This window comes from Sphingomonas chungangi (genome assembly GCF_013778325.1).
In the GTDB taxonomy this organism is placed as follows: domain Bacteria; phylum Pseudomonadota; class Alphaproteobacteria; order Sphingomonadales; family Sphingomonadaceae; genus Solisphingomonas; species Solisphingomonas chungangi.
In genome coordinates, this window is record NZ_JACEIB010000025.1 from 12,553 (window position 1) to 26,121 (window position 13,569).

At 64.8% G+C, this 13,569-nt stretch carries 11 protein-coding genes; 1 reads left to right on the forward strand and 10 read right to left on the reverse strand.

Features of this window, described 5'->3' with window-relative positions; genetic code table 11:
- Positions 1-28: 28 nt before the first annotated feature.
- A complete protein-coding gene (locus HZF05_RS14370; protein WP_160365270.1) occupies positions 29-2,902 on the reverse strand; it encodes a patatin-like phospholipase domain-containing protein in 2,874 nt (957 codons plus the stop codon).
- 570 nt (positions 2,903-3,472) lie between these two features.
- A complete protein-coding gene (locus tag HZF05_RS14375) occupies positions 3,473-4,705 on the reverse strand; it encodes a cytochrome P450 (RefSeq protein ID WP_160365271.1) in 1,233 nt (410 codons plus the stop codon).
- Positions 4,706-4,823: 118 nt separating this feature from the next.
- Between HZF05_RS14375 and HZF05_RS14380 the strand changes: the two genes are divergently transcribed.
- Positions 4,824-5,834 carry a LysR substrate-binding domain-containing protein gene (locus HZF05_RS14380; protein ID WP_160365272.1) on the forward strand — a complete coding sequence of 337 codons (1,011 nt, stop codon included), beginning with the start codon at positions 4,824-4,826 and terminating at the stop codon, positions 5,832-5,834.
- On the opposite strand, the gene HZF05_RS14385 is transcribed toward HZF05_RS14380, so the two are convergent.
- The 8 genes from HZF05_RS14385 to HZF05_RS14420 form a co-directional block, all read right to left on the reverse strand.
- Positions 5,821-6,633 (reverse strand): enoyl-CoA hydratase-related protein, encoded by an 813-nt coding sequence (locus tag HZF05_RS14385; protein WP_160365273.1) that lies wholly within the window; start codon positions 6,631-6,633, stop codon positions 5,821-5,823. The two genes, HZF05_RS14380 and HZF05_RS14385, sit on opposite strands and share 14 nt — an antisense overlap.
- On the reverse strand, positions 6,630-7,037 hold the full coding sequence (locus HZF05_RS14390) for a Zn-ribbon domain-containing OB-fold protein (RefSeq protein WP_160365274.1): 408 nt from the start codon (positions 7,035-7,037) through the stop codon (positions 6,630-6,632). The genes HZF05_RS14385 and HZF05_RS14390 overlap by 4 nt, the downstream gene beginning before the upstream one ends.
- Positions 7,037-8,215, reverse strand: a complete 1,179-nt coding sequence (locus HZF05_RS14395) for a thiolase C-terminal domain-containing protein (protein ID WP_160365275.1) — start codon at positions 8,213-8,215, stop codon at positions 7,037-7,039. The genes HZF05_RS14390 and HZF05_RS14395 overlap by 1 nt, the downstream gene beginning before the upstream one ends.
- 10 nt (positions 8,216-8,225) lie before the next feature.
- On the reverse strand, positions 8,226-8,678 hold the full coding sequence (locus tag HZF05_RS14400; RefSeq protein WP_160365276.1) for a Zn-ribbon domain-containing OB-fold protein: 453 nt from the start codon (positions 8,676-8,678) through the stop codon (positions 8,226-8,228).
- Positions 8,679-8,690: 12 nt separating this feature from the next.
- Positions 8,691-9,851, reverse strand: a complete 1,161-nt coding sequence (locus HZF05_RS14405) for a thiolase family protein (protein WP_160365277.1) — start codon at positions 9,849-9,851, stop codon at positions 8,691-8,693.
- A complete protein-coding gene (locus tag HZF05_RS14410) occupies positions 9,848-10,924 on the reverse strand; it encodes a thiolase C-terminal domain-containing protein (RefSeq protein WP_181638884.1) in 1,077 nt (358 codons plus the stop codon). Before HZF05_RS14410 ends, HZF05_RS14405 begins: the two co-directional genes overlap by 4 nt.
- Before the next feature lie 50 nt (positions 10,925-10,974).
- A complete protein-coding gene (locus HZF05_RS14415; protein WP_160365279.1) occupies positions 10,975-12,603 on the reverse strand; it encodes an AMP-binding protein in 1,629 nt (542 codons plus the stop codon).
- A 93-nt stretch (positions 12,604-12,696) separates the two neighbouring features.
- Positions 12,697-13,569: a cyclase family protein gene (locus HZF05_RS14420; protein ID WP_160365280.1), complete on the reverse strand. Its 873-nt coding sequence runs from the start codon at positions 13,567-13,569 to the stop codon at positions 12,697-12,699.

Genomic DNA, 13,569 nt, shown 5'->3' on the forward strand with positions numbered 1-13,569 from the left:
CGAAGGCCGAGGCCTCCGGCAATGCCGATCAGCGCGTCACCACGATCGGATGCGGCGGCTTCGCCGAGGTTGACCTGCGTTTGCGCACCGGCGGCGGCGGCGGAGCACCTGGGAGCAGTTTCCGGAAAAGATCGATCCCTGCCTCGCTCCCGCCCAGCAACGTCTCGCCGAGCGAATAGCCGAGCGCTCGATAGCTCTCCCACTGGGCCTCATCGAAGAACTGGTCGCCTGTGGTCTGCTGCGGAAAGGTCGGGTTGCGCTCGCCGTAGCCGGTCACGTCGGGCGGCAGGCCGTGGAACAGGCGTGGCTTCACCCAGACGATCACGCCCTCGCGCTCGATATGGAGATAGCCCTCGGCCCGGGCCGCGTCGGTGGCGACGGAGTGTACCTCGAGCAGCAAAGCACAGCCCGTATCGCCCTTCATGCCGGCACGGGCGCGCCAGCCGCGCGCATCGCCGTTAAGGAAGTGCGTGGCGCCGCCCTTGCCGACCAGCTGCTCGACCTGCTCGTGCCCGGCCACCGTGACCGAAAGACCGAGATCGATGCGCGCCTTGCGGACCAGATCCTCCAGATCCTCGAACTGGAAATCAGGATCGGCGCCGTTGTCGCAGGTGACGATGACCCGCGCCTTGCGGCGAAGCAGCTCGTAGGTGCCGCTATTCTCGAAATGGCCACCGTCGGTCAGATAGACGCGACGATTCTCGCGCGAATAGGCAGCGATCATCTCGTTGCGGAGATAGAAATAGGTACGGAACGGCCATGTGCAGGCCACGGATATCCGCCAGATAAGTCGCGTGTTCATCGTCTGCGCTTCGGGCAGCAGATCGCGCACCGCCCACCAGTAGCCGAGCCGGATATTGGCGAAGGTGAAGGCGAGCGCGCCGCCGAGCGTGGTGCGCGAGCCCATGGCGGACGACGCCGCCGCGCCGGAGATCGCGCACAGATCGCCGACGCTCAGCGATTCGACCTGCTCCTTCGCGAGATCCGCCCAACTGAAGAAGCCCTGCTGTTGCAGCGTCGCGGCGCGCGCGGGATCGACGAGGATGCCGTCCGGCGCGAAGACGATGGGCACGCCCTTGCGATCGCGGTCGATCAGCTGGGAGCAGGCGCGACTGTGGGTCTCGTTGAGCGTGGCGTTGATCAGGTGGATCGGCGCCGCGCTCGCCGACTGCTGGTAGCGGGAGACGTCGATATAATCCTTCGGATCATTCTCCGTGATCGGCTTGCTGCCCGCCTCGGCGGCGAGGCGCAGCCGGACGATGTTCGAGGCGCCGAGATAGGCGCGGGTGAGACGGCCGGCATAGAGGCTGAACAACGACGACAGGTTGATGAAGCCCGAAAAGCTCCCGGTCATCACGCAGAGCACGAGCACCGCGCCGCCCAGCGACCCCGCCTGCGTCCAGGCGATGCCCGTCGCCGGGGACCAGGGGGCCGCAGCCCAGGCGATCCACTGCACCACGATATCGGCGCCGAGCGCGACGAGGCCGAACAGCAGCGCGCCGATGATCAGGGCCACCGTCCAGACATGCTCGCCCAGGAACTTGACCAGCGTGCCGCCGGCGAACCATTGCGGGACCTTGCTGATCAGCCAGGCGGCGGCGGGCACCAGGGCGGCGAACAGCCCCGCCAGCCGATGATCGAGCAGCCAGGCCCGTCCCGGACCGAGCAAAGCGAGCGCCAGTGTGTCGATCAGCGCCAGCACCAGCGTGACGACGGCCCACTGGTTGAGCGCGGCGCCGAGCGCGGTGAAGCGGCGGCGCAGTTCGTTGGTGAAGGCATCGCCGGACGCGCCCGTCGCCGTCCAGATCGCGACGGGCACGGCGACTATGAGCGCGGTCAGCGCGAGGACAATGCCGAAGGGCATGAACCACCACGGAGCCGCCATCGTCCTCATATGATCGACAGCCCCAGCCCAGCCCGCTGCATAGACGCCGCTCTCGATGCAGAACAGTGCGGTCGCCACCGCGGTCAAGGCCAGGATCAACAGCCATTGCAGCCAGAATTGCGCAACCGGGTCCCGCTGCTTCGCCTTGCCGGCACCGGCAAGCCAAGCGTTGCCGGTGCGCAGCGACACCGTCAGCCAGTAGGCGGCACCGGAGCACAAGGAGAAGAACAGGAAGAGCGGGGGCAGCACCAGCAGCGGGCTCAGGCACCATCCGGAACGCGCCTTCGATACGAGATCGAGCGCGGCATGTCCCTTGATCGCGACTCGCAGGTCGAACGTGTAGCGAGCCGGCGAATCGCCCCAGTGCAGGAACGCGATCAGCTTCGGCCAGCAGCACAGCAGCGCCCATTCGCAGGCGAGCAGCACCAGGAACATCGCCGCCGCGGCGATCGTGAAGGTGTAGAGCAAGGCGACCCAGTTGCGCACCAGATAGGCAATGGCGAAGCCGTAGTCGGTCGGCCCGTTGGGGGCGAGATAGCGGCCATGCTCGCGCAGCCACCAGATCGGGTTGCGGATTTTGCCGGCCTTGCCCTGCTTCTTCAGGATCGGGTCGTCGATCAACTCCTGCTTGGCATCGTAACTGAGCACCTCCTCGACGAAGGCCTGGGTCTCTCGCACGTCGAGATCGGGCAGCGGATCGGCCATTCCTGTACGGCCGCGATCGGAATCGGCCACGAACAGGCTGCGCAGGAAGGACCCGAAATAACCGCCGCCCGACACGGTCGACAGATAATCAAAATCGAGCAGCCGCTTGTGGCGGGTAATCGCCTGTACGAAGCCGAGCGAGATCGTGGCACTGCGGATGCCGCCGCCGGACAGCGCCAGCCCCATGCTGCCGGGCGGAATATCGGTCTCGGTGAAATCGAGATTGAGCTTGGCGATATGCTTGCGCCGTTGCTCCAACGGGGTGAGCTGTCGCTTGGCGGCGGCTGCCCCGGCGTGCGGATGGTCGGTCATCTTGCCCCTCGTGTCGCGCGCGACGCGGATCGATAGGGTCAACCCGCTCGAAAACGCACGCAGATGATCGAAGCAATGCGACGATGACAGGTCGCCAAAGACGACTGCGGACGGTCTAACATCGTTCGCTGCAATTCGCGCAGTAAAAATCGTTCGATATCAATCGAACGGACGGAGATCGTGGCGAACAGCTCAAGCGGATCCGGGGGAATAGACATTTCCACGCCCGGAATTGCTCAACTGGTTGCGCTTCATCAACTTGCCGGTCGACTCGCGCAGCAGTTCAGAGTGGAGCTCGAAGCGGCGAGGCGGCTTCACACCGTCCGCAGGGGGATGCCCGCGCGATGCGATTCAGCGCGAGCTTTCGGTTCAGTGTCTTGCGGTGAAGCTCGATGCGGCGAGCACGCGCAGGGCGCGTTTGCCCATGTTGATGTCACCGATGATCGACAGATCACCGCGGGCTTCGATCATACTTGCAGCACATTTGGAACGCCGCGCGTCCTCGTCAACTACGAGGGTATTGCGCCGAATATCAACACCCTCCTGCTCGAGCGCGAGAGGTTTCTCTTTTTAAAGAATTAACTTGATAGGCAACCTTTTCAAGCCACCAACGAACGTCGTCTCGACCCACGCCGGATCACCGTTTAGTTCAAAGCTAGATACACGTGCCGTCAGCTCACGAAAGAGTATTTGCATCTCCATCTTGGCGAGCAAGGCGCCGAGGCACAGATGCACGCCAAAGCCAAAGCCGAGATGGCGGTTCGCACGTCGATCGATCCGGAATCGATCCGGTTCCTCGAACGCCTGCTCATCTCGATTTCCGGAAGGATAGACCATCATTAGATTGTCTCCCGCCTTGATCTGCTTACCCTGGAACTCACAATCCTCCTTCGCCGTGCGGAAGAAGTGATTGATCGGCGCCACCCAGCGTATGATCTCCTCGACCGCAGAGCCCATCAGCGTCTCGTCGGCCTTGAGCGCCTGCCACTGGCTCGGATTCTGGATCAACGCCAGCAGGCCGCCCGCGATCGAGGCGCTGGTGGTGTCGTGGCCGGCGGCGGCGAGCGCGATATAATAGGACGAGGCGAGATAGGGCTCGATCGGCCGGCCATCGATTTCCGCGTTGGCGATCAGGCTCGCAACATCGTCCGTCGGCTTACGTCGGCGCTCCTCGACAATCCCCTGAAAATACTCCCGGAAGGCTTGCGCCGCATCGATGACGTCACCCGCTTTCTGCTGTTCAGGATCGCCGCCTCCGAAGTAGGAACTTGTCAGCCGCTGCAGGTGGACGGCATCGGCGTCGGGCAGGCCGAGGATAAGCATGATCACCTTGAGCGGGTACCAGACCGCCACGTCGCGATAGAAATCGAGCGTCGGTCCGCTGGCCAGCAGGGTGTCCACGGTCGCGCGCGCGCGCACGCCGACCTGTTGCTCCAGCCTCTTGAGATGCTTGGGCATGAACCAGGATGCGGTGATCTGCCGATAGGCGCGATGGTGATCGCCATCCATCGAATGCATCGACTGGACGAGCAGCGGCTTCCCCTCCATCAGCGCAGCGACGCGCTGCTCGAAATCGATGCTGAGAAGGCGTGACCGAGGCTCGTTGAGGAAACGGTCGTTCTGTCGCTCTATTTCGATGATGTCCGCATGCCGGGTGACGGTCCAGAAGGGGCGGTAACCTTCCGGCTCGGTCCAGCGGACCGGGTCTTCGCGGCGCAGTTGCGCGAACAAAGCGTATTTCCGGCTTGGATCGCCGTAGAACTGGCCGCTCGCGATGGCATTATCGATCGCCGCTTCCTGCATATCCCTTCTCCCAAACGGCATTGTCGTTCTTGCTTGCGATCGAATGTCGAGCGATGGCGGATTGCCGTCCAGTGATATAAACGCCGTGTTGAATTGAACAGGATTCATAAAAACGCGCGTGGCGAACGTTCCGGACATCGATCTCAACCTGCTGCGGCTTCTCGACATGCTGTATGTCGAGCGCAGCGTGACGCGCGCGGCCGAGCGGCTGTTTCTCACCCCTTCCGCGGTCAGCCACGCGCTCCGCCGACTACGCAGGCTGTTCGACGACGAATTGTTCATACGGGGCGCCGGCGGCATGATCCCGACCGCACGGGCCCACGAAGCGGCACAGCATCTGAAGAGCCTGCTTCCGAAGCTGCACGAAGTCATTCAGACACCGCGCTTCGATCCGGCCATGAGCGAGAAGATGTTCGCGGTCGCCTGCGTGCCCTATCTCACCTCGATATTCGTGCCGGGGCTGGCTGCCGCGCTGTCCCGCACGGCGCCGAACGTCGGGATCGACATCCGGCTTCTTCACGATGCGATGGCGGATGATATCGAAAGCGGAGCGCTCGATCTGGCGTTCGGAAACTTTCGGAAAGTTCCCCGGCGCCTGTGCGTCGAGGAGCTGTTCCGGGATGCCTATGTGTGGGTGATCGGCGAGGGCAATCCGCGCGCGCCGGCGTACCTCGATACCGCGACGATAGGCGCATTACCGCATGTCGAACTCAATCTCGAGTCCGCCGCGCCGCATCCCGACGAGAATTACGATGCGCGGCAGGGCCTGGAGCGGCTCGTCATACAGAACAACCTGTCAACCGTCGATCGCGCACTGAACAAGGCCGGGCTAGCCCGCATCGCACGGTTCAAGGCGCCGGACTCAATCGCGGCGATGGCGATCGCCGCCCGCACCGACGCCGTCGCGTTGATCCCGTCCCGGGCTGCCGCAACTTTCGCCCGGCGCTTCGGGCTCGCCGTTCACCCCTCGCCCTTCCCGGTCGAGCCTCTGGTGATCCAGATGCTCTACCACCGCGACCTGACCGCGCGGCCCGCAACGTCCTGGCTCCTCGATCAGGTACGCTCCGGCGTGGCATCCTTCCTGCTGGAAGGCGATGGCTCGCGAGACCGCGAGGTCAGCTCCCCGTGAAATTGGGAGTCCGTCTCTCCATGAAAGCCTTCGAGCCTTCGCGAGCATCATTGGACCGGAGCAGCACCTTAATGCCGGCGTCCTCGATCGCGAAGGCATCGACGATGCTGCGACCGGAGGCTTCCATCATCGCTTCCTTGGCCTTGCGCATCGCCAACGGCGAGTTGCGCGACATCCGTTCCGCAAGAACCCGCGCGGTGTGCTCGACCTCGGCGGCTGGCACGACGCGGTTCACGAGTCCCATCCGCAGGGCATCCTCCGCACTGACGGTATCGCCGACCAGCAGGATTTCCGCTGCCCACGCGCTCGGGATCTGGCGGGACACGCGGGCGACGCCGCCAGCGGCGGGTATCAGCCCACGCTGAACCTCGAGCAGGCCCATCGTGCTGTCGTCGGCGATGATCCGGAGATCGCAGGCGAGCGCCAGCTCCATCCCCCCCGCCACGATCGCGCCGCGCATGGCACCGATGACGGGAATGTGGAAGCCGGTGCCGCGCAGCATCGCGCGGTTGAGAATTTTGGGCTCGGCCAGCATGGCCTCATCCCATTCGTCCTCCGCAGGGCGGGCGCGGGTCAGCAGGGGGGTCAGGCGGCCGAGATCGGCGCCGGCGCAGAAGGTCTTGTCCCCCCTGCCCCGCAGAAGCACTACCCGGACGGTCGGATCGGCCTCGATCTCCTCCCAGGCGCGTGCGAGGCGGACGATCATCTCGGGATTGAGCGCGTTGCGCTTTTCGGGCCGGTTCAGCACCACCTCGGCGATGCCAGCCTCGCGGGTGAAAAGGATCGGCGCCTCGCTCACGCCGCCTTCTCCGCCCAGACATAGGAGAATTCTGGATCGACGACCTCGGCGCGGAGCAGGATCGGCTGCCCGATCGAGACGTCGCCCGGCTTCAAATCTGTCCTGGCGACGAGCCTCGGACCCTCCGCCGTCTCGGCGACGATGGTGACGTAAGGCACCCGATCCTTCCATGCCGATTCGACGGAGAAATGCGAGACCGTGAAGGAGTGGACCTCGGCCTTCCCGCTGACCGGATCGAAGCTGTAATTCTCGGATGCGCAATGGGGGCAGTAATATCGTGCCGGATGAGTCCACCGGCCGCAGTCGCCGCAATGCTGGAGGCAAAGCTGGCCAGCTCCGGCGGTCGCCTCGAAGAATGCGAGATCGAGATCGTCCGGCTGAACCTTCGGCTTGGTGCTGCTCATCAGGCCCCCCTTCCCAAAATCGCGATCGTGCCGTCGCCGAGATCGCCATAGCCGGTGACGAGCCCGATCTCGCAATCGGCGACCTGCGCCCGACCGGCGTCGTGGCGGAGCTGGCGAACCGCCTCGACGATATGGTTCATCCCCCAGCAGTGACCCTGCGACATCAGGCCGCCATGGGTATTGAGCGGATAACGGCCGCCCAGCTCGATCTTGCCGTCCTTGACGAAATCGGCGGCGCCACCGCGCTCGGCATAGCCAAGCGCCTCAAGTTCGAGCAGCGCGACATAGGTGAAGCAATCATAGACCTGGAGGAAATCCATATCCTGAGGCTTGACGCCAGCCATCGCGAACGCGCGCGGCGCAGCATAATCGAGGCCGAGTTTGAGCATGTCCGTACGATTGACGAGCTCGTCAGGGCGATTGGGGTGACCCTCCGCGCCACCGAGGAACATTACCGGCCGGTGCGCCAGATCCCTTGCGCGTTCGGCAGAGGTCACCACGATCGCTGCGGCGCAGTCGGTCTCCACGCAGCAATCACCCTTGCGGAGCGGTTCGGTGATGAACGGCGTCGCCAGATACTCGTCCATCGTCAGCGGCCGGTCGCGCATCAATGCCTTGTCGTTGAGCTGCGCGTGCTTGCGGCAAGCGACGGCGATGGCGCCGGCTGCCTCGGGCGGCACGTTATAGTGCTTTACGTAGCGCTGGAGATAGAGCGCATACCACCAAGGCGCCGAACGGAGGCCATATGGCGCGTAATAGTTCTTCACGGTCTCGAAAAAGGCCGCCGAGAAACGGCGTTTGTTGGGCCGCGCGTCGGGCCGTGGACGAAGCGCGGAATAACCGTTCCAGCCGATTGGCACGAGCACGGTGGTCGCCAGGCCGGCCGCGATCGCCATGCTGGCGTTGATCAAACCCGCCACCGGGCTTGCACCGCCCATTTGCGGGCAGGCGGTGTAACGAATTTCGGGCACGCCGAGATGCGCACCGATCTCGTCCCACGCAACAAAGCCCGGGGGCGGGATGATGCCGTCGATGTCGGACGGCTTCAGCCCGGCATCGCGGATGGCGTCCATGCTCGCCTTCAGCACCATCTGGAGAATGGACTGGTCGGTTCCGCGATAATAGCCGAACTCGCCGATCCCGACGATGGCGGCCTTCCCCGAAAGACTGGACGACATTTTGCAACCCTCAGATCAGCTCGAAGGAGAAGTCCGTGATCCGGCCCTTGGGCTCGTCGACGAACTTGACCCGGACGCGCGGCAGCGTGTTGAGCTTCTGTGCGGCGGCTTCGATGTCGCTGAGATCGAGGCCATGGACGAGATTGATGAGCGCGGTGTCAGCGCCGTCCAGCGTCACGTACGCCATCACGATCGGCGGTGCGGGAAGCCCCGGAAAAGCCGTAGTGATGATCGTGAACGTCTCCAGCGTGCCTTCCGGTCCCACTTCCTTCCATTCGTCGGTGGGCGCCATGCAGGTGTCGCAATAGGCCCGGGCCGGCACGAGCAGCCGTTTGCACTTGGTGCAGCGGGTGCCCATGATCCGCTGATTTTCGCGAAGCTCATGGAAAAAGCGGCTGGCGCTCTCCCCGGCGAAGTAGGTGTAGTTGAAGGCCCATTTGCCCTCGATCGTGACGAGATCCATGATCGACTTCCTTCAAGCAGCCTGGCGCTTGCCGAGCACGCAGACGGTAGAGAATTGGGTGGCGCCGCCCTGCCCCGTGGCGACGGCGCGATCGACGTCCGCAACTTGCCGTTCGCCCGCCATGTCGCGGACCTGCAGGGCGGCCTCGGCAATCCGGACCATCGCGGTGGCGCTTACGGGGTTGGCGCCCTGCGGACCGCCTGAAGGGTTGATGACGGGCAGCCGCGGATCGGTGAACTGGTCCTCGACGAAGCGGGGGCCGCCTTCGGCCGTGCAGAAGCCGAGCGCGGGATATGCCATCGCCTCGGCGCTGGAAAACGCCGAATAGAGTTCCACCGCGCGTAGCTGCTCACGCGGACGATCGACGCCGGCATCCGCATAGGCGCGCTTCGCCGCGAGCTTCAGCGATAGCAGATCGACCAGGGTCGCTTCGGGGCGGTGGATACGGTCGCCCATCGCATAGCTGTCGGTGATGGACGAAGCGCCCTGGATCCAGGCCGGCGTCCGGCTGCCGACCATATCCTTGTCGACCAGCACCATCGCGCAGGCGCCTTCGGACATCGGGCAGGCCTCGTATCGATGGATAGGCCATGCGAGCATCGGCGAATCCAGCACGTCCTGCGGGCTGATATCCTTGTGGAGGTGCGCGAGCGGATTCTTGAGCGCGTTGCGAAACGATCGCGATGCGATCTGCGCCCAATGCATCGCAGTATAGCCGTAGAGCCGCATCAGCATCGACGCGCGCAGTGCCGCCATGGTGATGGTGGTGAGCGGGAAGTCCTTTTCGTAGACCGGATCGAAGATGGTGTTGAACACCTGTTGCGACGAGGTCGCCTGCCCCATCCGCTCCAGGCCTACGACGAGCACGGCACGCGCTCTCTTGGACTTCACGAAGGTGTTGCCGGCAAAAACGGTCGAAGATCCGGTGACGCCGCCGGTGTTGATCCTGAGGAACGGCTTGCCGAAGCCCAGCATGGCCGTCCGTTCGACCGAAGCCTCACCGGCGAGCGCATCAGGTGCCACACCGGAGATCACCATGTCGATGCCGTCAATGTCCATGTCGGCGTCTTCGAGCGCGAGGCGGGCGGCCTCCCAGATCAGCTCGCGCGAGCTTTTGTCGGGGAAGGATCGGCGATAGCCGGTCTGGCCGACTCCGATGATGGCGACGCTCATGCGGCCTCCAGGATGATGACGGTGTGTGTCTGCGCGGCGGTGACGCTGAGACCCGACGCCAGCGCGGTGCGGGGTTTTCCCTGCTGAATCGTGCCGGCTCGGCCTTGCAGCTGCAGCGTCGCCTCGACGATCCGCGCCAGGCCCATGGCGGGAACACCGTAGCCGGCCGCGCTACCGCCCGAGGGATTGCAGCGCGGATTCTCGGCGAGCGCACGCATGCCCTGCCCCTTGGGCGCGAGACCGATCGCTTCGAGGGCGATCGCCTCGTCATAAAGGGTCATGCCGTCGATTTCGAAGAGGTCGATGTCGCCGACGTCGAGCTTCGCCTCGGCAAGCGCGCGCTCGGCCGCACGCCGCAATGCAGGGGCCTGCGCAAGCCCACGATCGCCCAGCCAATAGGGTTCGGACGACAGGCCCATGCCGCGCAGCTTCACCCCGGAAGGCTTGCCCGAGATCACCACCGCGGCGACCGCGTCGGCCCAGAGCGGAAGATGCTCGTCGCGCAGAGGATAGGCCGGAGTGGAGCGGCGCCCGCCAGCGTGAAGCGCGCGGGGATTGGCACGCGCAGCTGCGCCGCGCCTGGCCTGCGCGGCGGCAGCCGCACCGTCGTCTCCACCGTCGATCCGCCATCTTTGCGCGTTCAGCGCCGAAACATGGAGTTCCTCGAGCCCGAGCGGCGCCATGAAGATGCGATCGAACAGGCTGCGCGAAAGCTCCTCGACATCGTGCTCCGATGCGCGTCCCCAGGCCGCCACGATCGTGCGTTCGGACTCGCCGGCCTCGATCCGGGCGACAGCGGCCGCGAAGGCGCCCGCGCCATCGTCCGAGTAACGCACCTCGTCGCGCAGATAGGCACCGGCGGCCGGCGCGGTTACCATGCTCGAGAGCGAGCGCCCATCGACCAGATCCTGCGCGGCGAGCACGACCGAGTCGATGCCGTCATAGCCCTGGCCGGCATCATCGACCGCCTTGCTCACGGTATCGTAGATCAGCTCCATGAGGTTGCGACGGGAATCGGCCCAGCTGAGCTCGATCGCCGCTCCCTCGATATAGACACCATCGACGTTGACCATCGCCGCGCTTCCTTCCATTCCAATCTTCTAGGCCGTTCGGTTTGCCGCGATCACGCCGCCGACGCCGGCTCGGTGCCGGTTTGTTTGGCCATCACCGCGTCCCGGATCAGCCTGAGGTCCGGCTTGCCGTTGGGAAGCCGCGGGATCGCCTCGACGAAATGGACCTGCCGAGGTGCCTTGTAGGCGGCGATGCGCGACTTCACGTGTTCGACAATATCGTCCCGGCCGGGCCGGGTCGCGGAACGTGCCTCGACCATCGCGACAATCGACTGGCCGAAACGCGGATCCGGCACGCCGATCACGACGGCATCGGCCAGATCCGGATGGGCCTTCAGCACGATCTCGACCTCTTCCGGGAAGACCTTCTCGCCCCCGGTATTGATGCATTCCGATCCGCGCCCGATCAGCGTGACCGTGCCGTCCGTCTCGACCGTCGCCCAATCGCCCGGCACCACGTAGCGCTGGCCGTCGATGATGCGGAACGTCCCCGCCGTCTTCTGCGGATCGTTGTAATAACCGATCGGCTGGCGTCCTCCGATCGCGAGCAAGCCGCGCTCGCCAGATCCGGGCACAACGTCGCGACCATCCTCGGTGACGACGCGCGTGTGGGACTTCGCCTTGAACGAGGCGGTTCGCGTCGACTTGCCCGCTGCCGTGATCGAACGGCCGAGCGACATGGTTTCGGACGAACCGAACACATCGGCGATCGCGACATCGGGGAGATGACGCAAAATACCCTGCTTGATCTCGGCGCTGAATACGACCCCGCTCGAGATGATGGTCCGGAGCGATGACAGGTCCCAGCGGTCGCGCCCCCTGTCCAGAGTCTCCAGCACGGGGCGGGCGAAGGCATCGCCGACCCACATCAGGGTCGCGACCTGGTCGCGGTCGATCGTGTCGAGAAGATCTTCGGCCTTGAAGCCGCGCTCGCGCAGATGCGATATCGCGCCGCCCCGAGACAGGGTCATGAAGCAGGTGAGCAAGCCTGCCCCGTGCATGAGCGGGCCGGCGGACAGATGCGCCCGGCCGTTCCGCGAAATCTTCGACGCCAGGAAGGCCATGTCGGCTTCCTCGGGAAAGGAATCGCCATTTTCGGTGTTAAGGCGGAGGAAGAGGTCCTCCTGTCGCCACGCGACACCCTTGGGCAAACCCGTCGTGCCGCCGGTGTAGAGGAGCAGCACGTCGTCACCCGACACCGGCCATGGACGCCAATCTGCCCTCGCCGGCGTCTCCGCCACCAACTCGTAGGGCACCGCCCAGGAAGGGCAAGGCCCGCTGCCGTCATCGACCCACAGCCAGCGTTTCACGCGCGATACGCGAGTACGAACCGCCTCGATCGTTGCCGCGAACGCGCCGTGGAACACGACACAAGCAACATCGCCATTGTTCCATAGATAGTCGAGCTCGTCTGGCCCGTACCGATAATTGGTGTTGAGCGGCACGAAGCCGCCTCGAAAGCATGCCAGCGTGGATTCGAGATATTCGACGCAATTGAAGAGATATTGCGCGACCTTGTCCTGCCGCACGAGGCCAGCATCCACGAGACAGGCGGCTATCGAAGTCGCCCGCCGGTCGAGATCCCGCCAGATCCGTTTCCGATCACCCTGGATGAGCGCTACCGCATCCGGAATCTGGCGCGCCACCTCGGCATAGATGTCGGAGAAATTCCAACTGCCCATTGCCCTCTCCTTGCGCCGTTATGAGCGTTCGATTCGCTCTAGCCTGATTCGAAATTCATCGTCAACGTTGATGTCGAAATTGAATATCGTTTTTCAGCAGATGGCGACCGGAGTGACCGGGCTGCCGACGCCGCCCTTGATTGCCAGGGGCGCGATCACGAGCATCACGGCGCGCGGCGCCAAGCTGGCGAGCGCCTCGAGATCGAGCAGCTCGGCCAGATAGACGCCGTTGTCCCGCGTGACGGCGATATGCAGCGGCATCGCGCAATCCGGATCGCGCGATGGCATCACCTCAACCGCGATGTTGTCGGCGGCGACCAGCGCGATGCCGGAGCGGACGATCCAGTCCGCGCAATCGTGATGCAGGCCGGCGGTCGCATTCTTGCCCGCGGCGCCCGCACGCCATGCCCTGAGCCATCCTGTCCGGATAAGCAGCGCGTCGCCGGGCTCAGGCGCGATGCCGCCCGCCGCGATCCGCGCTTCCAGATCGGCCGAATGGATGGCGCGGTCCGGTGCGAAGTCGGGATCGTCGCCGAAATCGACGAAGAGCGCGCGCGTGGCGACGGCGCCGAGCTTATCGATGCCGCATCGCGCCGCACCCCGGCTGGTGACGTCGGTGGCGCGGAAGCCGTTGTACATCGTCCCGTCGCGCCAGACGTGCGCGAGCGCATCGATATGCGTGGCGCCGTGGGTGGGAAGCATGATCACATCGTCGGAGAAGCCGTAGCCTGCCCGCTCGGGCAGCCCCGCAGCATAGTCTCCTCCATGCCTCGTCATGAAATGCTGCGGCGCCGCCCGCATCTCGACGCCGGCGCCGCGATCGTTGTTGAGGATCGGCATGGCGAGCGGTACCACGCGCCCGTTCCCTGCGGCGGCGATGCCGCGCAAGGTGGCGGCCGCGTCGATCAGATTGGCGGCTCCGCGCTCGTCTCCGGCACCGAAACGGCTCGCTGTTCGCTGTTCCAT

Bases quoted from the DNA above. Each gene is read 5' to 3' on its own strand.
- HZF05_RS14405 (WP_160365277.1), bottom strand. From the start codon at position 9,851: ATGAGCGTCGCCATCATCGGAGTCGGCCAGACCGGCTATCGCCGATCC.
- HZF05_RS14400 (WP_160365276.1), bottom strand. From the start codon at position 8,678: ATGGATCTCGTCACGATCGAGGGCAAATGGGCCTTCAACTACACCTAC.
- HZF05_RS14410 (WP_181638884.1), bottom strand. From the start codon at position 10,924: ATGGTCAACGTCGATGGTGTCTATATCGAGGGAGCGGCGATCGAGCTC.
- HZF05_RS14395 (WP_160365275.1), bottom strand. From the start codon at position 8,215: ATGTCGTCCAGTCTTTCGGGGAAGGCCGCCATCGTCGGGATCGGCGAG.
- HZF05_RS14420 (WP_160365280.1), bottom strand. From the start codon at position 13,569: ATGGAACAGCGAACAGCGAGCCGTTTCGGTGCCGGAGACGAGCGCGGA.
- HZF05_RS14375 (WP_160365271.1), bottom strand. From the start codon at position 4,705: ATGCAGGAAGCGGCGATCGATAATGCCATCGCGAGCGGCCAGTTCTAC.
- HZF05_RS14390 (WP_160365274.1), bottom strand. From the start codon at position 7,037: ATGAGCAGCACCAAGCCGAAGGTTCAGCCGGACGATCTCGATCTCGCA.
- HZF05_RS14415 (WP_160365279.1), bottom strand. From the start codon at position 12,603: ATGGGCAGTTGGAATTTCTCCGACATCTATGCCGAGGTGGCGCGCCAG.
- HZF05_RS14370 (WP_160365270.1), bottom strand. From the start codon at position 2,902: ATGACCGACCATCCGCACGCCGGGGCAGCCGCCGCCAAGCGACAGCTC.